Raw genomic sequence first — 18,123 nt, forward strand, 5'->3', positions numbered from 1 at the left:
GATGAACCGCGACGCGATCAAGGCCGCCGCCGAATGGCACGCCCAGTTGTGCGCCGACGACGCCGGCCCCGAGGACCTCGCCGCGCATGAACGCTGGCTGCAGGCCCACGCCGACCACCGCTGGGCTTGGCAGCAGCTGCAAACCCTGCGCGGCAAGCTCGGCGCCCTGCCCGGCGGCGCCGCGGCCGGCGCGCTGGAGCGCATCGGAACCAGCCGCCACGGCCGCCGCAGCGCGCTCAAGGGCGTGGCGCTGCTGATCGCCGCCGGCGGCGCCGGCTGGCTCGGCGTGCGCGAATACCCCGCGCTCGCCGCCGGCCATCGCACGGCGCTCGGCGAACGGCGCAGCGTCACGCTGGCCGACGGCGGCACGCTGATCCTCAACGGCGACACCCGCGTGGACGTGCGCTACGACGCCCGGCAGCGCCTGATCGAGCTACACGCGGGCGAAATCCTCGTGCAGTCCGCGCCCGACGCCGCCGGACGCCCCCTGCGCGTGCGGACCCGCGACGGCCTCGTCGAAGCCCTGGGCACCCGCTTCATCGTCCGCCGGCTGCCCGAGGCCACCCGCGTCGGCGTCGAACGGCACGCCGTGCGCCTGCAACCAGCCGGCGCCCCGACGCTCGGCCGGCGGCTCGAAGCCGGAGAGCAGGCCGAATTCACCGCCGCCGCCGTCCTGCCGCTGTCCGCGCCGGCCAGCGAACCGGGCGCCTGGGTGAACGGCATGCTGGTGGTCGCCGACATGCCGCTCGGCGAGTTCGCCGCCGAACTCGCCCGCTACCGCCCCGGCCACCTCGGCTGCGCGCCGGAAGTCGCCCGCCTGCGCCTGTCCGGCGCCTTCCCCATCGACGACACCGAGCGCGCCCTGCATGCCGTCGCCCAGGCCCTGCCCGTGCGCATCCGGCACTTCACCCGCTACTGGACGCGGATCGAGGGGGTGTAAGTCCTCCACACACTGCGGCTGGATGAGCCGGCTGCAGGGACGTACAATTTAAAAAACATGTACGTCAAGCGAGGTTCATGATGCAGACCAAACTCACCCTGCGGCTGGATGCACGCCTGATCGAGCAGGCCAAGGAGCAGGCACGCCTCAGCGGCAAGTCGCTCTCGCAACTGGTTGCCGACTACTTCGTGCAGTTGGGCGAGGCACCGCTCCAGCAGCCGCTGCCGCCGGTCGTCCGCGCACTCAAGGGCGCCCTGAAAGGCAGGCAGGATATGCCCGATGAGCAGGACTACCGCCGCCATCTGGAAGACAAGCACCGATGAACGTCCTTTTCGACACCAACGTCGTACTCGACGTCCTGCTAGATCGGGAGCCACACGTCCACGCCAGCGCCCAGGCGCTGGCACTGGTCGAGCGCGGCGAGATCGGCGGCAGCCTGTGCGCCACCACGGTCACCACGCTGTTCTACCTGTGTGACCGTGCCCTGGACCGTCGCCAGGCGCACACCCACATCGGAACCCTGCTCAAGCTGTTCGACATTGCTCCGGTCAATCGCATGGTGCTGGCCAATGCGCTGGACACGGCCTTCGCCGACTTCGAAGATGCCGTCCTGCACGAAGCCGCCCGCCATGCGGAATGCCAATGCATCGTCACGCGCAACGTGCGCGACTTCGCAGCGGCGAGCATGCCGGTTTATACGCCGGCCGAATTTCTGCTGGTCCGGCAAAAGACACAAGGCCGGCATTAGGGCTTGCGGATGGCCAGTCCGGATCACGTGCCGAAAAAAACGCCGCCGGGCATTGTCCTTTTTGAAATCTCGTTCGACCCCCAAGGGAACACCCTGCTTCGAACGACGAAAGGAATGCCCATGCAACGCCCAAGCTGTCCGCCGTGCCACCACGGCCAATCCCTCAACCCGGTCCTCGCCGCCTTGCGCCATACCTGCCTCGGCCTCGCCCTGGCCGCGCCGGCCATCCTGCCGGCCCTTGCCCACGCGCAGAACCCGCCGCAGCAAAGCGCCAAGCGCGTCTATGACATCCCCGCCGGCCCGCTCGGCACCGCGCTGAGCCGCTTCGCCGGCGCCGCCGGCGTCGTGCTGTCCTTCGACGCAGCCCTCACCGCCGGCCGGGAAAGCGGCGGCCTGCACGGCAGCTACGGCGTGGACGAAGGCTTTGCCCGGCTGCTGGCCGGCAGCGGGCTGGAAGCCCGCGCACAGGGCGATGGCAATTACCTGCTGCGGCCGGCGCCGGACGCAGCCGCCGTGCTGCCCGCCGTCGCCGTCTCGGGCAAGGCCATCGGCGCCATCACCGAGGGCACCGGCCTCTACACCACCTACTCTTCGAGCAGTTCCACCCGCCTGAACCTCGCGCCGCAGGAGACGCCGCAGTCGCTGACCGTGATCACGCGCCAGCAGATCGAGGACCTCAATGCGACCACGCTGACCGCCCTGCTGGACGCCGTTCCCGGCGTCCATGTGGTCAAGGAAGGTGTGGGCGATGAGATCTACGGCTACTACGCGCGCGGTTTCGAAATTCTCAATTTCGAGGTGGACGGCGTGCCGACGAACAACGGGCTGCAACTCTTCAGCCAGAACCTCGCGATCTACGACCGCGTGGAGATCGTGCGCGGCGCCACCGGCCTGATCAGCGGCATGGGCAACCCGGCCGCCACGATCAACCTGATCCGCAAGCGCCCGACGCTCAAGCCGCAGGCCAGCCTCAGCGTGGAGGCCGGCAACTGGAATCGAGCGCGGCGCGGCCTTCGACCTCTCGGGCGCACTCAACGACAGCGGCAGCGTGCGCGGCCGGCTGGTGGGCGACGCCAAGCGCAGCGACAACTGGCTGGACCGCTACAAGGAGAAGTCGGGCACGCTCTACGGCATCGCCGAGGCCGATCTGGACGACGCCACGCTGCTGACCGCGGGCTTCAGCTACCAGCGCACGGACATCGACTCCCCGCTGCGCTCCGGCCTGCCGGCCTTCTATGCCGACGGCGGCAAGACCCGCCTCGCGCGCTCCACGAATGCCGCGCCGAGTTGGTCCTACAACGATCAGGAAGCGGTGAGCGCCTTCGTCTCCGTAGAGCAGGAGTGGCGTAACGGCTGGAGCGGCAAGGCCGAGTATACCTACACCGAGGTCGACTACGATTTCGTCGCCACCTATCTCAGTGGAACCCTACAGCGCGACGGCAGCGGTCTCAGCCTGCTGCCCACGCGCTGGAAGGGCAAACCCACCCAGCACAACCTGGATCTGTACCTGACCGGCGCCTTCCGGCTGTTCGGCCGCGAGCATGAGCTAATCGGCGGCCTCACGCTCTCGCGCTATGAATCCAGCGGGCCGTCCTACGGCGGCTGGCAGTACGGCTACGCCGGTTCGGCCGCCGGCGCCATCGACAACCTGTTCACCTGGGACGGCAACAATGCCGCGCCGGCCTTCCTGCCAGCGGCGGCTCGTCCACCAAGACCCGCAACAATGCCGCGTACCTGAGCAGCCGCCTCCACCTCTCCGACGACCTCAAGCTCATCCTCGGCACCCGCGTCGTGCGCTGGGAGCAAGACGAACGCAATTGGGGCAACGACGGCAGCGCGAGCCTGGAGTCGTTGCGCGAAAACGTCGTCGTGCCGTATGTGGGCGTCGTGTATGCCCTGGACAAGGAATGGTCGGCCTATGCCAGCGCCACCAAGATCTTCAACCCGCAAGGCTCCTGGGTGAAGGACGAGAACGACAGCACGCTGGACCCGCTGGAAGGCACGGGCTACGAAATCGGCGTCAAGGGCAGCCACTTCGGCGGCCGCTTGCAGTCCAGCGCTGCACTCTTCCACACCAAACAGGACAATCTCCCCGTGTGGACAGGCGTGGGACTCATCTATTCCGCCGAACAAAACACCACCTCCAAGGGCATCGAACTCGAAGTCAACGGCGAACTGGCCGAGGGCTGGCAACTCGCCGCCGGCTATGCGCATACACGCACCACCGACGCGGACGGCGAGCGCCTCAACACCTTCCTGCCGCGCAACAGCGTGAAGCTGCACACCAGCTACCGCCTGCCCGGCGCCCTCCAGGGCCTGACCGTGGGCGGCGGCCTGCGCTGGCAGAGCAAGACCGGCAGCTACGGCGTCTGGCAGGGTAGCCAGGCCATTGCCAGCCTGATGGCACGCTACCAGATCGACCGCCACCTCAGCGTCTCGCTCAACGTGGATAACCTGTTCGACCGCAGGTACTATAGCTGGCCCGGTAGCTACAGCAACCACGCCGCACCGCGCAGCGCCGTGCTTTCCATGAAATACGATTTTTGATACGCCGCGGGGGCCCGCGCCCGGGGCCGCATGGGCATGAGCCCAAGCGTACCCGCCCCGGCGGAGGGGCCGGCCCCGGCCGCAAGCGGGTCCTGCTGCCGCAAGACAGCAGGACCATCAAGAATCCATGGACGGCGCCCCTTGAGAATGCCAATGCATCGTCACGCGCCGGCCATCGGCTGGCCATGCTGCGCCAGTGCCCAGGCGACGTGTTCGCGCACCAGCGCCGACGGATGGTCGGCGCGGGACTGCAGCGCGGCCAGCACCTCCACCGTGGTCGGCGCGTTGCCCAGCGCCACGGCGATGTTGCGCAGCCAGCGCTCGTGGCCGATGCGGTGGATGGGGCTGCCGGCGGTGCGCTCGGCGAAGTCCGCCTCGCTCCAGGCGAACAGCTCGACCAGGCCGGCGCTGTCGAGCCCGTGGCGCGGCGCGAAATCCGGCTCCTTCGTCATCTTGGCGAAGCGGTTCCACGGACACACCAGTTGGCAATCGTCGCAGCCGTAGATGCGGTTGCCGAGCATGGTCCGCATCTCCTCCGGAATCGCGCTTTTCAGCTCGATCGTCAGGTAGGAGATGCAGCGCCGCGCATCGACGCGGTAGGGCGCGACGATGGCGCCGGTCGGACAGGCGTCGATACAGGCGGTGCAGCGGCCGCAGCGCGGCTGCACCGGCTCGTCGAGCGGCAGCGGCAGGTCGGTGAAGATTTCGCCGAGGAAGAACCACGAGCCGGCGCCGCGATCCAGCAGCAAGGTGTGCTTGCCGCGCCAGCCCAGGCCGTTGCGGCTGGCCAGCTCGACCTCCAGCACCGGCGCGGAGTCGGTGAACACCCGGTAGGTGTGCGGCACTTCGGCGGTGATGCGCTCGGCCAGCTTCTGCAGCCGGCTGCGCAGCACCTTGTGGTAGTCGCGTCCCAGCGCGTAGCGCGACACGTAGGCGCGGGTGCCGTCGGCCAGCGCGGCCCGCGCTTCGGCGGCGCCGGGCCAGTAGTCGAGCCGCAGGCTGATCACGCGCAAGGTGCCCGGCTGCAGTTCGGCCGGCCGGGCGCGCTTCATGCCGTGGCGCAACATATAATCCATCTCGCCGTGGAAGCCGGCTTCCAGCCAGGCGGCGAGCCCGGGCTCGGCGCTGCCCAGGTCCACCCCGGCAACACCGACGGCGCCAAAGCCCAGCTCCGTCGCCCACTGGCGGATGCGTGCCAGCATGGCAGCACCGTCCAGCGTGGCAGCCGGTCCATCGACCTGCCCCACATCCAAGCCTGAATCCAAGCCTTTCACCGCCATCGACAAGAGGATTCCATGATCGAGTTGCTCAACGCCGCCGATGATAACGGCGCCTGCCTGCGCGCGCACTTGCCGGCCGAAGCGGATACCGAAGCCATCGGCGCCGCGCTGGCCCAGGTGCTGCGCCCGGGGCTGAAGATCTGGCTGCAAGGCAACCTCGGCATGGGCAAGACCACCCTCACTCGGGGGCTGCTCCGTGCACTCGGTCACGAAGGCAAGGTGAAAAGTCCGACCTACACCTTGATTGAACCTTACGTAGTTTCTAGATTAGACTTATATCACTTTGATTTTTATCGCTTCAATTCGCCCGAAGAATATTTGGACGCGGGGCTGGACGAATACTTCGCCGATCAGGGCGTGTGCATCGTGGAATGGCCGGACAAGGCCCTTCCATTTTTGCCGTTGCCCGACGTCGAAATCCGGTTCGATGCGCGGGATTCAGGGCGGCTTGTGGAGATCGACGGAAGGACGGATGCGGGGCGAACATGCGTGATCGAACTGGTGAGAGCATTGCGGGGCGCGAACCCGGCGCCCGAACCGGATTGAATTCCGAGGCAGGCAGCACCGGCCGCGGCGGCACCGACCGCCGCAGCCTGCTGAAATTTGCCGGCGCCACGCTGGCGCTGCTGGTCAGCCCAGTGGGTTTCGCCGCGCCTGCCAGCCTGGTCGCGGTGCGCGTCTGGCCCTCGCCGGAATACACCCGCATCACGCTCGAAGGCGCGAGCAGCCTGCGCTACACGCACATGCTGGTGCCGAACCCGGACCGCCTCGTCGTCGACCTCGAAGGCGTGCAGCTGAACAGCGTGCTGCAGTCCCTGCCCTCCAAGGTGCTGGACTCCGACCCCTACATCAGCCTGATCCGTGCCGGCCAGAACCGTCCCGGCGTGGTCCGCGTGGTGGTCGAGCTGAAGGCGCCGATCAATCCGCAGGTATTCACGCTGGCGCCGGTCGGCGACTACGGCCACCGCCTGGTACTCGACCTGCACCCGACCGAAGAGCACGACCTGCTGCTGGCGCTGATCATGAAGGACTCGCCGCTGGACGCCGCCGCCGGCGACACGGCGCAGAGCAGCAGCCAGGCCAGCACCGCCAACACCCGCCCGGCGCCGCAGCAGCCCAGCACCGCCCGCCGCACCGAACCGGCGGTCAAGCGCCTGTACACCGTGGTGCTCGACCCCGGCCACGGCGGCGAAGACCCCGGCGCCATCGGCCGGGCCGGCAGCTATGAGAAGAACGTCACGCTGTCGATCGCCCGCCGCCTGAAGCGCAAGATCGACGCCGAACCGAACATGCGCGCGGTGCTGACGCGCGACGGCGATTATTTCGTTCCGCTCGGGCAGCGCGTCGCCCGTGCCCGCAAAGTACGTGCCGACCTGTTCGTCTCCATCCACGCCGACGCCTTCGTCAAGCCCGAAGCCAACGGCAGCTCGGTCTACGTGCTGTCGGAACGCGGCGCCACCAGCAGCGCGGCGCGCTGGCTGGCGCAGAAGGAAAACGACGCCGACCTGGTCGGCGGCGTCAACCTCGCCCGCCAGGACGGCCACATCGCCCGCACCCTGCTCGACCTGTCGCAGACCGCCACGATCAACGACAGCCTCAAGCTCGGCCGCGCCATGCTCGGCGAGATCGGCGGCATCAACCGCCTGCACAAGCGCGACGTCGAGCAGGCCGGTTTCGCGGTGCTGAAGGCGCCAGACATTCCCTCGGTGCTGGTCGAGACCGCCTTCATCAGCAACCCGCAGGAAGAAAAGCGGCTCAACGACGAGGCCTATCAGAACAAGATGGCCGAAGCGCTGCTGCGCGGCATCAAGCGCTACTTCGAAACCAACCCGCCGGCCGGGCCGGCGCGGGTCGCCAGCCTGGGCTGATCGCTGCCGATACGATCTGCGCCCTTCGTTCAACGCAGAACCAGGGGGGTGCAGATCGTCGGAAGCGCTGGCAGCACCATGCAGAAAACTTGCGAAACGAGTGCCTCGTTCGAGATATCAGTGTTTCGCAAAGCCCCCCTTTGCCGCTATAATTGCGCCTTTTTCAGGCGCTTATGCGGGTTTTTCGCGGGATTCCCGAGCACGCCGACACGGCCACGGTGCTTACCATCGGCAACTTCGATGGCGTCCATCTCGGCCACCAGGCGCTGCTCAAGCTGCTTACCGACAAGGCACGCTCGCTCGGCCTGCCGGCGGTGGTGCTCACTTTCGAGCCGCATCCGCGCGAGTATTTCAGCCCTGCCGATGCGCCTGCACGCCTTGCCTCGCTGCGCGAGAAGCTGCTGCTGCTCGACGCTGCCGGCGTAGACCGGACCTACATCTGCCGCTTCGACGCCCGCTTTGCCGCACAGCCGGCGCAGGCCTTCATCGATGACACCCTGGTACGCGGCCTCGCCGTGCGCCACCTGTTCATCGGCGACGACTTCCGCTTCGGCAGCCGCCGCCAGGGCGATTTCGCCATGCTGCAAGCCGCCGGCGCGCAGCACGGCTTCGCCGTCGAGTCCATGCCGACGCTGTCGGTGGCAGGCGAGCGCGTATCGAGCTCGGCGGTGCGCGAGGCCCTCGCCGCGGACGACCTGGCCCACGCCGCACGCCTGCTCGGCCGCCCCTACAGCATCGCCGGCCGCGTCAGCCACGGCGACAAGCTCGGCCGCCAGATCGGCTTCCCGACCGCCAACATCCAGATGAAGCACCGCCGCCCGGCGCTCACCGGCGTCTATGCGGTCAGCGTCGAAGGCCTGGCGGACGAGCCGGTTGCCGGCGTCGCCAACATCGGCGTGCGTCCGACCGCCACGTCGGCAGGCCGCGCCCGGCTGGAAGTGCATCTCTTCGACTGGACGCGGGAATGCTATGGTGCCCACATCCGCGTCCATTTCCTGCACAAGCTGCGCGCCGAACGAAAATTCGAATCCATCGACGCGCTGCGCGCCCAGATCGCGCTCGACGCCGACAGCGCACGCCAGTGGCTGGCCGACAATCCCGACCGGCTGCAAGCCTGACGCCCGCAAAGCAAACTGCCCGCGCCCCACAGACCCACGACACCGATCTTCCCGCCATGGCCGACTACCGCAAGACGCTCAACCTGCCCGACACCTCCTTCCCGATGCGCGGCGACCTGCCCAAGCGCGAGCCGGGCTGGATTGCCGACTGGCAACAGCGCAAGCTCTACCAGCGCATCCGCAAGGCCAGCGCCGGCCGGCCCAAATTCGTGCTGCACGACGGCCCGCCCTACGCCAACGGCAGCCTGCACATCGGCCATGCGCTGAACAAGATTCTCAAGGACATCATCGTCCGCTCGAAGACCCTGGCCGGCTTCGACGCCCCCTACGTGCCGGGCTGGGACTGTCACGGCCTGCCGATCGAGCACAAGGTCGAAGTCACCCACGGCAAGAACCTGCCGGCCGACAAGGTGCGCGAACTCTGCCGCGCCTACGCCGCCGAGCAGGTCGAGATCCAGAAGACCGACTTCATCCGCCTCGGCGTGCTGGGTGACTGGGACGATCCCTACCTGACGATGAACTTCGCCAACGAAGCCAACGAAATCCGCGCGCTGGCCGAGATGACGAAGAACGGCTACGTGTTCAAGGGCCTGAAGCCGGTCAACTGGTGCTTCGACTGTGGTTCGGCGCTGGCCGAGGCCGAAGTCGAATACGCCGACAAGCAGTCGCCGACCATCGACGTCGCCTTTCCGCTGGCCGACGGCGAAACGGCAAAGCTCGCCGCCGCCTTCGGCCTGGCGCAACTGGACAAGCCTGCCGCCGCGGTGATCTGGACCACCACGCCGTGGACCATCCCCGCCAACCAGGCACTGAACGCCCACCCCGAGCTGGACTACGCCCTGGTCGACGTCGGCGACCGCCTGCTGGTGATCGCCAGCGAGCTGGCCGAATCCGCACTGCAGCGCTACCAGCGCGAGGGCCGCGTCGTCGCCACCACCAAGGGCGCGGCGCTCGAGCGCATCGAGTTCCACCACCCCTTCTACGATCGTGTGTCGCCGGTCTATCTGGCCGACTACGTCGGCGTGGACGCCGGCACCGGCATCGTGCACTCGGCGCCCGCCCACGGCGTGGATGACTTCAACTCGTGGCGCGCCTACGGCCGCAGCAACGAGGAAATCCTGTCGCTGGTGATGGGCGGCGGCGAATACGTGCCCGACCTGCCCTTCTTCGGCGGCATGAACATCTGGAAGGCCGGTCCCGCCATCGTCGCCAAGCTCGAAGAAGCCGGTGCGCTGCTGTCGAACGGCAAGATCACCCACAGCTACATGCATTGCTGGCGCCACAAGACGCCGCTGGTCTATCGCGCCACCGCGCAATGGTTCGTCGGCATGGACAGGACCGCGACCGACGGCTCGACGCTGCGCGAACGCGCGCTGCGCGCGGTCGAGGCCACCAAGTTCTACCCCGGCTGGGGCCAGGCCCGCCTGCACGCGATGATCGCCAACCGGCCCGACTGGTGCATCTCGCGCCAGCGCAACTGGGGCGTGCCGATCCCCTTCTTCCTGCACAAGGAAACCGGCGAGCTGCACCCGCGCACCGTCGAACTGATGGAAGAAGTCGCCAAGCGCGTCGAGCAGGAAGGCATCGAAGCCTGGTTCCGCCTCGACGCCGCCGAACTGCTCGGCGCCGAAGCCGCCCATTACGACAAGATCAGCGACACGCTCGACGTCTGGTTCGATTCCGGCACCACGCACAAGCACGTGCTGCGCGGCTCGCACAACGACGGCCACCCCGAAGGCCCGCGCGCCGACATGTACCTGGAAGGCTCGGACCAGCACCGCGGCTGGTTCCATTCCTCGCTGCTGACCGGCTGCGCCATCGACGGCCACGCGCCCTACCGCAGCCTGCTGACCCACGGCTTCGCAGTCGACGGCCAGGGCCGCAAGATGAGCAAGTCGCTCGGCAACGTCGTCGTGCCGCAGGAAGTCACCGGCAAGCTCGGCGCCGAGATCCTGCGCCTGTGGGTCGCCTCGACCGACTACTCCGGCGAACTGTCGATCTCCAAGGAAATCCTCGACCGTGTGGTCGAAGTCTATCGCCGCATCCGCAACACGCTGCGCTTCCTGCTCGCCAACACCGCCGACTTCGACATCGCCCGCGACGCGGTGCCGCTCGAACAGTGGATGGACATCGACCGCTACGCGCTCGCCTTCACCCGCAAGCTGGCGCAGCAGGCCGAGGCCGACTACGAACGGATGGAATTCCACCGCATCGTGCAGGCGCTGCAGGTGTTCTGCGCCGAAGACCTCGGCGCCTTCTACCTCGACATCCTGAAGGACCGCCTGTACACCACGGCCGCCGGCAGCCAAGCTCGCCGCGCCGCGCAGACCGCGCTGTGGCACATCACCCAGACCCTGCTGAAGCTGATGGCGCCCATCCTGTCCTTCACCGCCGAGGAAGCCTGGGCCATCCTGAGCCCGCCGAAGGACGGCGAGGAGGCCGACAGCATCATGCTGCACACCTTCCACGCCCTGCCGGCGCAGGAAGGCGAGGCCGGCCTGATCGCGCGCTGGGAAACCATCCGCGCGGTGCGCGCCGAGGGCCTGAAGGTCATCGAGGCGCTGCGCACCGAAGGCAAGGTCGGCTCGTCGCTGCAGGCCGAGCTCGCGCTGGCGCTGACCGCCGACAAGTTCAACGCCATGGCCAGCCTCGGCGAAGACCTGCGCTTCGTCACCATGACCTCGGCCGCCACGCTGGGCGAAGCCGCCCGGGTCGAGGACGAAGGCATCGTCGCCACGCCGAGCGAGGCGCAGAAGTGCGAACGCTGCTGGCACTACGTCGAATCGGTCGGCAAGCATGCCGAGCATCCGACGCTGTGCGGCCGCTGCGTCAGCAACCTGTTCGGCGACGGCGAAATCCGCCACCATGCCTGACGCCCTGCCCCGCACGTCGCCCGTCATGCACAAGGCCTCTTCGCCGCCTGGATTCGTCGCCATGCTGCCCTGGCTCGCGCTGGCCGTCGCCGTCGCCCTGCTCGACCAGTTCAGCAAGCAATGGATACTGGACAGCCTGCACCTCGGCCAGGTGGTGCCAATCACCGGCTTCTTCGACCTGGTGCTGGTGTTCAACCCCGGCGCGGCCTTCAGCTTCCTGGCCGAGCACAGCGGCTGGCAGCGCTGGTTCTTCACCGGGCTGGCCGTGATCATCTGCAGCTGGCTGCTGGTCGAGATCTGGCGCCATCGCACCGAAAAGCTGCTGCCGACGGCGTTCGCGATGATCATCGGCGGCGCCATCGGCAACGTCTACGACCGCCTGGTGCATGGCGCGGTGGTGGACTTCCTGCATTTCCACTACGCCGGCTACAGTTGGCCCGCGTTCAACCTGGCCGACTCGGCCATTACCGTCGGCGTGGTGCTGATGCTGTGGGGCCAGTTCCGCCACGGCCACCCGCCGGCCCCGGAGAAGCCCTCGTGAGCCAGACCGTCCAGGCCAACAGCCTCGTCACCCTGCACTACCGCATCTCGCTGCCCAACGGCCAGCCGCTGATCAGCACCTTCAACGCCACCCCGGCCACGCTGCAGCTCGGCGCCGGCGAAATGCTGCCGGCGATGGAGCAACTGATGATCGGCCTGGAACCCGGCACCCATCACGTCTTCGAACTCGAAGCCGAGCAGGCTTTCGGCCCGCACCGCGCAGAGCTGATCGAACGCGTCAAGCGCGAACACATGCCCGACGAAGAGATCGAAGCGATGAGCATCATGGAATTCACCGCCCCCGACGGCTCGCGCTACTCCGGTCTGGTGCGCGAGATCGACGAACAGTCGGCGCTGATCGACTTCAACCACCCGCTCGCCGGCAAATCCATCCGCTTCGAGGTGGAAGTGATCGGCGTGTCGTAAGCAACACCCCCGACAGAGACGAAAACATGAGCGACAAGGAAATCCTGCTGGCCAACCCGCGCGGCTTCTGTGCCGGCGTCGAGCGCGCCATCGAGATCGTCGAACGCGCGCTGCAGCGCTTCGGCGCACCGATCTACGTGCGCCACGAAGTCGTGCACAACAAGTTCGTCGTCGACGACCTGCGCAACAAGGGCGCCATCTTCGTCGAGGAACTGGACGAAGTCCCCGCCGGCAACACCGTCATCTTCTCCGCCCACGGCGTGTCCCAGGCGGTGCGCCAGGAAGCCGAACGGCGCGGCCTGCGCGTGTTCGACGCCACCTGCCCGCTGGTCACCAAGGTGCATATCGAAGTCGGCCGCATGCGCGAGCAAGGGCGCGAGATCATCATGATCGGCCACAAGGGCCACCCCGAAGTCGAAGGCACCATGGGCCAGGTCCAGACCGGCATCCACCTGGTCGAAACCCCCGCCGACGTCGCCAGCCTGCAGGTCGCCGACCCCGACAAGCTGGCCTACGTCACCCAGACCACGCTGTCGATGGACGACGCCGCCACCATCGTCGCCGCGCTGCGCGAACGCTTCCCGAACATCACGGGGCCGAAGAAGGACGACATCTGCTACGCCACGCAGAACCGCCAGGACGCGGTCAAGTTCATGACCCCGCACGCGGACGTGGTCTTCGTCGTCGGCTCGAAGAACAGCTCCAACTCCAACCGCCTGCGCGAAGTGGCCGAACTGCGCGGCGTGCCGGCCTACCTGGTCGATAACGCCGCCAGCATCGACCCCGCATGGGTCGAAGGCAAGCGCCGTGTCGGCGTCACCGCCGGCGCCTCGGCCCCGGAAGTGCTCGTCGCCGAAGTCATCGAACGCCTGAAGGAACTCAGCGGCGGTCAGGTGCGCAACCTGGACGGCGTGCCGGAGAAGGTCACCTTCCCGCTGCCGAAGGAACTGCAGAACCGGGAAACGGCCGACCGCCAAGCTTGAAGCCGCTCACCGCCCCGCCGTCTCCTCGAGCGTAGCCAGCACCAGCCTGCGCTCGATGCGATCGAGCGCGGCATCCATTTCGGCAGGAGACAGAACCGGCCGCGCCGGATCGTACAGAAAGGGCATCATCCGCCGCGCAGTCGGATGGCCCCGATTGGCCGCGCGGGCAATGCAGTCGATGCCGCGCTTCTCGTCCACCGCCACGCCCTGCCCCGCGATCAGGCAGCGCCCCAGCCAGTGCATGCCCTCGGGATAATCCTGGCGCGCAGCCGCTTCGAACCAGCCCAGCGCATCTTCCGCACGCCCCTGGCCCAGCAACAGCAGGCCCAGGTCGCACTGCGCTTCGGCCTCGCCACCATCCGCAGCAAGGATCAGCGCCCAGTCATCCGCCCCCAATTCGAGCGGAGACAGCTTCAGCGCGTCATCGAGACAGACGCGGGTCTGTGGACTTACCGAGGGAGCAGAGACAGCGCTCACTTCGGTCCGCAAGGCGCCATCGGCAATCCGCCGCCACAAAGTGCGCTTGCTCAGGCCAGTGAGCGAAATCGCCGTGCTCAGGTTGATGAAATCCATACCGCTTTCCCCGGGGGTCTTGCAGGCAGGCAGTTTAGCACCGGCCAGAAAATCGGCCACCACCTGCTGCATGGACACGAAGCGGAACGGTACTTCGACTTCATCTGCGCCTATGTGCTTGTAATCCCCCTTCCCGGCTTCGTTGTCGTAACGCACCAAGATACGCCCCGACCGGTCTGCATAGAAGCGGTACTTGTACTGATGCGCAGAGCGAGGCACAGTCAGATCGACAGACCAGATGACCATCTCGATCACCACCCCGTCTGCTCGGGTAGCTCCCATATATTGCGTTATACGAATTGCAAGCACCTGCTTGATGTGAAGCCGTCCAGCCGTGCCACCCGCCACCGTGACACACCACCGCCCGTGCCACCGCAATGCCGGCACCACTCCAGCCCTGTGCCACGCCCGGCAATCCGTGAAATGGATCACGCACGAATGGCTGGCACGGCGGTTGCGAAGGGAAAGCCAGAAGGTGGCGAGCGCATTACAGCCCAGACACCCTCGGCATTCCAACCAACCAGGAGCACAAAATGAAAAAAGGTGCAAAAGGGCTTCACCCTGATCGAATTGATGATCGTCGTCGCAATCATCGGCATTCTGGCTGCGGTGGCGATTCCGCAGTTCAATGACTATCGCGCCAAGGCGAATGACACTGCTGGTCACAGCGATGCCACGAACCTGCTCAAGATTCTCACTGCAGCCCAAAAGTAACAAAAGGAGCTCTTAAAATGAAAAGCAAGATTTTGGCTACCCTGATTATCTCTTTGGGTTTGGGTTTCGGTGCTGGCACAGCTTATGCAGAAAGCGTCACAATCGGCACTCCAATCACCGATACTGAATGCGACGCAATTGGCGAGGATGTCAATCCGTCCTTGTCCAAAGGAGTTCATGCGGCTTTTAAATGTGACAACGCTAAGAATCTGATCACAGTTGGAGCTTGCCATGAGAACGGCCGCAAAAAAGTGGAAAAAATCCCGTGCGCCATCATTGGCGAATGGGGAGGCGAGGTAAAGTGGAACGGCACCTGCGCAAACGCGGATGACACGGTTGATACTACAGTCGACATCGGAAAAGGCTATATCGGCTCCAATGCAGGTGGCAGCGTAGCTGGAGCAGCACTGGATGCTGCTTGTTCAGATGACTCGGTTGATGACTTGACTCCGGACGTTTCCTAAGCTCATCGCTGCCTTGCGATATGCAAGATCACATTCAGTTGGGTAAAGGATACGTTGGAACGCCTGTCAGCTGACACCAATGCCTGCCTCGATCTGTGTCGGAGCAGGCATTGCGCATTTTTCAGCCAGTGCAAGTAACAACTGCTAATCATGATCGCCGATTCCAAAATCGCCTTTCGCCTTGCCCTTCGCCACCGCTTTCTGGTCATGGCTGCCTGGCTGCTGATCCTGATGCTGGCTACGGGCTGGATGGCAGCGCAGTTCAGCGGTCGCCAGCCCGCCACCGTCGCGCTGGATATGGGCTTGGCGGTGATGCGGCTCGGCCTGCCAGTGCTCGGTCTGCTGATGTTGCAGGAGTTGCTGGCGCGCGAGTTCGAGCGCCGTTTCTTTCTCAGTTCACTGACCTACCCACGGACACGGGCGCGCTTCCTGCTCGGCCGCCTGCTGGCAATAGTGACACTGCTCGGCCTGCTGACCGCCGTGCTGGGGCTGGCTTTGGCCGGCGGCGTGCATTGGCTGTCGCTCGACTACGAACAGGCCACGCCGGTGGCGCTGGGCAGTCCCTATCTGTTCACACTAGCCTTGATGCTGGTGGATCTGTGCGTGGTGCTGGCGCTCGGCACCGTGCTCGCCGTGGTGGTAGCGACGCCGAGCTTCGTGCTGATCGGCGGCCTCGGTTTCATGCTGCTGGCACGCTCATATTCCAATATCATGGCCTTGCTGCGCGAGGATAGCAGTCTAGTCAGCGACGCCCGGACCTATCACAACTCCCTCGGCCTGCTGGGCTACTTACTGCCGGACCTGGCGGTGCTGGACGTGCGCCAGATTGCGCTGTACGGGCAGTGGTCGCTGCTGCAGACGCATTGGGCGATCCAGGCCGGCATCGCCCTGCTGTATGCACTGGCGATGCTGGTGCTGGCACAGTGGCTGCTGTCGCGCCGGCATTTCGCCTGACATCGAGGAAGCCTGACATGTCTGGGCACCGCCATGCTTTGCCACGCATCTTCCTGTTACTCCTTGCACTGGTGCTGATCGCTGCCTTCTGGGGCTTGCAGAAGCGCTTTCCGCCGGGCTTTCACCGTCCGCAGCAGGTCGAAGCGCAGGACAGGGTGGTACTGCCGCCGGCCTTGCAGGTGGTGTTGAGCGGCGGAGACCGCTATCTGGCCGCCAACATCGAAACTTTCCGCGTGATGTCCGCGGGCCTCGACGATGCCGCTGCAGACACGACAGCTGAAGGCGCCTACCGCGTTCGCGCCTACGATGCAGCGACCCGCTTGAACCCTTGCCACGAAGATGCCTTCTCCACCGCCAATGCCTTGTTGACCTGGGGTGGCGCACCGGTTCAGGGGATCGGCATCCTGCGCCGTGCCACAGCTTGCCGCGGCTGGGACGCCTTTCCGCCTTTCTATCTGGGGTTGGCACTGGGAGGCATGCTCAAGGATGGCCCGGCTGCGCGCGCAGCGCTGGAGCAAGCGGCAGAGCGCACCCGCTCGCCCGAACAGGCAGCGTCCTTCCGGCGCATCGGTCTGATGCAGCAAGCCGGCACCTTTCGTGGAACCGATGCTGCGCTGGCCTTCCTCCGCCACGAACACGAACTCAGTACCGACGAGCGCCTGCGCACCATGCTGGTACGTCGCATCGAGCGGCTGGAGGGCCTGAAAATACTGGAAGACGCACAAACCGCCTTCGAACAGCAGCATGGCAACCCCTTGCAGAACCCCGGCGAGTTGATCGAAGCCGGGTTGCTGGAGGACTTTCCACGCGATCCCTTGGGAATCGGCTACGTATTCTCGGACGGCCGATTTTCGCTGAAATCGAACGACTGAATGACCACAAACCGCGCTCGGACGGGGGCAAGTCAAGCCCTGGATATGCGATCAGATCGATGCCAGGAATCAGCTTTCCAAACCGATCGCCAGTGCTGAAAAGGATGAGGAGGTCTTCGGTGCCCAAAGCCGTATTGTCATTGCACGACTGGCCACTACCAATCTGAATACAATCAACACCGTACTCGGCGTGTCACTCTTCCGACCCGATCACCCCTTCCAGGCTCTCCGCCGTCAACACCGCTTCGATCCAGCCTTCCAACTGCTCCAGCGGCGCCTGCGCCAGCCGTGCTTCCGCCCAATCGGGCAGTGTGCCGAAACGGAGCCGTAATTGAAGGCCCAATATCCGGGCTGCTTCGCTCTGCTTGCCTTCCCGGCGCCCTTCTTGGCGCCCTTTCTGTTCCCCCTTGAGCGCGCTCTCTCGGCGGATGCCGTCGAGCCATTCGTCGATACGTTCGGCTAGCATGGTGTCGATCTCCTGCATATCGTTGGGCATTTGAGTCGTCTGGCCCGAATTCAGTTTCGACAGGATAGTGCGCTGGTAGAACACCGTAAAGGCGCGGCGCAGGCTGTCGAAGCCAGTGCCTTTGAGAAGCCGGATCAGCGCCCGGGTCGTCTCGAGGATGAGCGGATCATCGGGCAGGTGGGTTTCGAGTTCGATCAGGCGGGCCAGCAGGTTGTTCGACAGGTGCTTCAGCTCTTCTTCCGGCACCCGTCCCTGGTCGAGCAGGTGATAACGGAAACGTGGGCTCCAGCGCGCCAGGCTGCCGGGGGCGGCGATCAGTTCAGCGACTTCCACGCTGGCCCGCCATCTGGCCTTGCCGTTGTAGATCACGACCGGGAACACTGGCGGCAGCTTGCTGCCGGGTTCGACCTGTTCGCTCTTGATCAGATCCTGGTACAGCAGGCAGACGTAAGTGAGCAGGCGCAGCGCCATCCATGGATCGGCCTTGCTCTGGAATTCGATCAGCAGGTACAGGTAGAGCCATGCCTGCTGCCCACCGGGCAAGTTCAACTGGACGCGCCACAGGATGTCGTCGCTGCGCTGCAGTAGCTCTTCGCTGACGTACTGGCCGTTGGGCTTTTCCAGGGTGCTGAAGTCGATCTGTTCGACCCAGTCCTCATGGACAAAACCGCGCAGCAAGGCCTCGACCATCGCCGGGTGCGAGAAGAGCTGCTTGTACAGGCCGTCGTAGGGGGTGGAGGACATGAGAGTACAACGT

At 65.9% G+C, this 18,123-nt stretch carries 20 protein-coding genes; 17 read left to right on the top strand and 3 right to left on the bottom strand.

The window, feature by feature from the left end; translation table 11 throughout:
• The first annotated feature begins 1 nt into the window (after nt 1).
• The 6 genes from AAFL97_RS13380 to AAFL97_RS13405 all read left to right on the top strand — a co-directional run bounded on the left by AAFL97_RS13380 (nt 2) and on the right by AAFL97_RS13405 (nt 4,235).
• The gene (locus AAFL97_RS13380) at nt 2-940 is read left to right on the top strand and encodes a FecR domain-containing protein (protein WP_341645334.1); all 939 of its coding nucleotides are present in this window, start codon (nt 2-4) and stop codon (nt 938-940) included.
• Between the two features lie 77 nt (nt 941-1,017).
• The gene (locus AAFL97_RS13385; RefSeq protein ID WP_341645335.1) at nt 1,018-1,263 is read left to right on the top strand and encodes a DUF6364 family protein; all 246 of its coding nucleotides are present in this window, start codon (nt 1,018-1,020) and stop codon (nt 1,261-1,263) included.
• A complete protein-coding gene (locus AAFL97_RS13390; protein ID WP_341645336.1) occupies nt 1,260-1,688 on the top strand; it encodes a PIN domain-containing protein in 429 nt (142 codons plus the stop codon). Before AAFL97_RS13385 ends, AAFL97_RS13390 begins: the two co-directional genes overlap by 4 nt.
• Before the next feature lie 120 nt (nt 1,689-1,808).
• On the top strand, nt 1,809-3,038 hold the full coding sequence (locus tag AAFL97_RS13395; protein WP_341645337.1) for a TonB-dependent siderophore receptor: 1,230 nt from the start codon (nt 1,809-1,811) through the stop codon (nt 3,036-3,038).
• Nucleotides 3,001-3,426: a hypothetical protein gene (locus AAFL97_RS13400; protein ID WP_341645338.1), complete on the top strand. Its 426-nt coding sequence runs from the start codon at nt 3,001-3,003 to the stop codon at nt 3,424-3,426. Before AAFL97_RS13395 ends, AAFL97_RS13400 begins: the two co-directional genes overlap by 38 nt.
• Nucleotides 3,423-4,235: a TonB-dependent siderophore receptor gene (locus tag AAFL97_RS13405; RefSeq protein ID WP_341647167.1), complete on the top strand. Its 813-nt coding sequence runs from the start codon at nt 3,423-3,425 to the stop codon at nt 4,233-4,235. Before AAFL97_RS13400 ends, AAFL97_RS13405 begins: the two co-directional genes overlap by 4 nt.
• 161 nt (nt 4,236-4,396) lie before the next feature.
• On the opposite strand, the gene queG is transcribed toward AAFL97_RS13405, so the two are convergent.
• Nucleotides 4,397-5,437 carry a tRNA epoxyqueuosine(34) reductase QueG gene (queG, locus tag AAFL97_RS13410; protein WP_341647168.1) on the bottom strand — a complete coding sequence of 347 codons (1,041 nt, stop codon included), beginning with the start codon at nt 5,435-5,437 and terminating at the stop codon, nt 4,397-4,399.
• A 93-nt stretch (nt 5,438-5,530) separates the two neighbouring features.
• On the opposite strand from queG, the gene tsaE reads away from it, so the two are divergent.
• The 7 genes from tsaE to ispH all read left to right on the top strand — a co-directional run bounded on the left by tsaE (nt 5,531) and on the right by ispH (nt 13,323).
• Nucleotides 5,531-6,061, top strand: a complete 531-nt coding sequence (tsaE, locus tag AAFL97_RS13415; RefSeq protein WP_341645339.1) for a tRNA (adenosine(37)-N6)-threonylcarbamoyltransferase complex ATPase subunit type 1 TsaE — start codon at nt 5,531-5,533, stop codon at nt 6,059-6,061.
• The gene (locus AAFL97_RS13420; protein WP_341645340.1) at nt 6,001-7,383 is read left to right on the top strand and encodes an N-acetylmuramoyl-L-alanine amidase; all 1,383 of its coding nucleotides are present in this window, start codon (nt 6,001-6,003) and stop codon (nt 7,381-7,383) included. The genes tsaE and AAFL97_RS13420 overlap by 61 nt, the downstream gene beginning before the upstream one ends.
• A gap of 173 nt (nt 7,384-7,556) precedes the next feature.
• A complete protein-coding gene (locus tag AAFL97_RS13425) occupies nt 7,557-8,501 on the top strand; it encodes a bifunctional riboflavin kinase/FAD synthetase (protein WP_341645341.1) in 945 nt (314 codons plus the stop codon).
• A 56-nt stretch (nt 8,502-8,557) separates the two neighbouring features.
• The gene (gene ileS, locus AAFL97_RS13430; protein ID WP_341645342.1) at nt 8,558-11,374 is read left to right on the top strand and encodes an isoleucine--tRNA ligase; all 2,817 of its coding nucleotides are present in this window, start codon (nt 8,558-8,560) and stop codon (nt 11,372-11,374) included.
• Nucleotides 11,375-11,435: 61 nt separating this feature from the next.
• Nucleotides 11,436-11,915: a signal peptidase II gene (gene lspA / locus AAFL97_RS13435; RefSeq protein WP_341645343.1), complete on the top strand. Its 480-nt coding sequence runs from the start codon at nt 11,436-11,438 to the stop codon at nt 11,913-11,915.
• Nucleotides 11,912-12,340, top strand: a complete 429-nt coding sequence (locus AAFL97_RS13440) for an FKBP-type peptidyl-prolyl cis-trans isomerase (protein ID WP_263459935.1) — start codon at nt 11,912-11,914, stop codon at nt 12,338-12,340. Before lspA ends, AAFL97_RS13440 begins: the two co-directional genes overlap by 4 nt.
• 26 nt (nt 12,341-12,366) lie before the next feature.
• Nucleotides 12,367-13,323: a 4-hydroxy-3-methylbut-2-enyl diphosphate reductase gene (ispH, locus tag AAFL97_RS13445; RefSeq protein WP_341645344.1), complete on the top strand. Its 957-nt coding sequence runs from the start codon at nt 12,367-12,369 to the stop codon at nt 13,321-13,323.
• A 6-nt stretch (nt 13,324-13,329) separates the two neighbouring features.
• Here ispH and AAFL97_RS13450 read toward each other — a convergent pair whose 3' ends face one another.
• The gene (locus AAFL97_RS13450) at nt 13,330-14,178 is read right to left on the bottom strand and encodes a toxin-antitoxin system TumE family protein (RefSeq protein ID WP_341647169.1); all 849 of its coding nucleotides are present in this window, start codon (nt 14,176-14,178) and stop codon (nt 13,330-13,332) included.
• 261 nt (nt 14,179-14,439) lie between these two features.
• Here AAFL97_RS13450 and AAFL97_RS24715 point away from each other — a divergent pair, with 261 nt between their 5' ends.
• From AAFL97_RS24715 to AAFL97_RS13470, 4 genes are all read left to right on the top strand, one after another.
• Nucleotides 14,440-14,610 carry a type IV pilin protein gene (locus AAFL97_RS24715; RefSeq protein WP_445954500.1) on the top strand — a complete coding sequence of 57 codons (171 nt, stop codon included), beginning with the start codon at nt 14,440-14,442 and terminating at the stop codon, nt 14,608-14,610.
• 17 nt (nt 14,611-14,627) lie between these two features.
• Nucleotides 14,628-15,074 carry a hypothetical protein gene (locus AAFL97_RS13460; protein WP_341645345.1) on the top strand — a complete coding sequence of 149 codons (447 nt, stop codon included), beginning with the start codon at nt 14,628-14,630 and terminating at the stop codon, nt 15,072-15,074.
• Between the two features lie 150 nt (nt 15,075-15,224).
• A complete protein-coding gene (locus AAFL97_RS13465) occupies nt 15,225-16,028 on the top strand; it encodes a hypothetical protein (protein ID WP_341645346.1) in 804 nt (267 codons plus the stop codon).
• Entirely contained in the window at nt 15,938-16,900 is a 963-nt protein-coding gene (locus AAFL97_RS13470; protein ID WP_341645347.1) for a hypothetical protein, read from the top strand. Before AAFL97_RS13465 ends, AAFL97_RS13470 begins: the two co-directional genes overlap by 91 nt.
• A 193-nt stretch (nt 16,901-17,093) precedes the next feature.
• On the opposite strand, the gene AAFL97_RS13475 is transcribed toward AAFL97_RS13470, so the two are convergent.
• Nucleotides 17,094-18,110: an Rpn family recombination-promoting nuclease/putative transposase gene (locus AAFL97_RS13475; RefSeq protein ID WP_341645348.1), complete on the bottom strand. Its 1,017-nt coding sequence runs from the start codon at nt 18,108-18,110 to the stop codon at nt 17,094-17,096.
• Nucleotides 18,111-18,123 lie beyond the last annotated feature (13 nt).

The organism is Thauera sp. SDU_THAU2 (assembly GCF_038260575.1).
Lineage (GTDB): Bacteria > Pseudomonadota > Gammaproteobacteria > Burkholderiales > Rhodocyclaceae > Thauera.

What these genes read in the sequence shown, in the direction of transcription:
- AAFL97_RS13425 (WP_341645341.1), top strand. Translation starts at nt 7,557, where the DNA reads ATGCGGGTTTTTCGCGGGATTCCCGAGCACGCCGACACGGCCACGGTG.
- AAFL97_RS13420 (WP_341645340.1), top strand. Translation starts at nt 6,001, where the DNA reads ATGCGTGATCGAACTGGTGAGAGCATTGCGGGGCGCGAACCCGGCGCC.
- ileS (WP_341645342.1), top strand. Translation starts at nt 8,558, where the DNA reads ATGGCCGACTACCGCAAGACGCTCAACCTGCCCGACACCTCCTTCCCG.
- AAFL97_RS13465 (WP_341645346.1), top strand. Translation starts at nt 15,225, where the DNA reads ATGATCGCCGATTCCAAAATCGCCTTTCGCCTTGCCCTTCGCCACCGC.
- AAFL97_RS13460 (WP_341645345.1), top strand. Translation starts at nt 14,628, where the DNA reads ATGAAAAGCAAGATTTTGGCTACCCTGATTATCTCTTTGGGTTTGGGT.
- queG (WP_341647168.1), bottom strand. Translation starts at nt 5,437, where the DNA reads ATGCTGGCACGCATCCGCCAGTGGGCGACGGAGCTGGGCTTTGGCGCC.
- AAFL97_RS13390 (WP_341645336.1), top strand. Translation starts at nt 1,260, where the DNA reads ATGAACGTCCTTTTCGACACCAACGTCGTACTCGACGTCCTGCTAGAT.
- AAFL97_RS13385 (WP_341645335.1), top strand. Translation starts at nt 1,018, where the DNA reads ATGATGCAGACCAAACTCACCCTGCGGCTGGATGCACGCCTGATCGAG.
- AAFL97_RS13450 (WP_341647169.1), bottom strand. Translation starts at nt 14,178, where the DNA reads ATGGGAGCTACCCGAGCAGACGGGGTGGTGATCGAGATGGTCATCTGG.
- AAFL97_RS13475 (WP_341645348.1), bottom strand. Translation starts at nt 18,110, where the DNA reads ATGTCCTCCACCCCCTACGACGGCCTGTACAAGCAGCTCTTCTCGCAC.
- lspA (WP_341645343.1), top strand. Translation starts at nt 11,436, where the DNA reads ATGCTGCCCTGGCTCGCGCTGGCCGTCGCCGTCGCCCTGCTCGACCAG.
- tsaE (WP_341645339.1), top strand. Translation starts at nt 5,531, where the DNA reads ATGATCGAGTTGCTCAACGCCGCCGATGATAACGGCGCCTGCCTGCGC.
- ispH (WP_341645344.1), top strand. Translation starts at nt 12,367, where the DNA reads ATGAGCGACAAGGAAATCCTGCTGGCCAACCCGCGCGGCTTCTGTGCC.
- AAFL97_RS13380 (WP_341645334.1), top strand. Translation starts at nt 2, where the DNA reads ATGAACCGCGACGCGATCAAGGCCGCCGCCGAATGGCACGCCCAGTTG.
- AAFL97_RS13395 (WP_341645337.1), top strand. Translation starts at nt 1,809, where the DNA reads ATGCAACGCCCAAGCTGTCCGCCGTGCCACCACGGCCAATCCCTCAAC.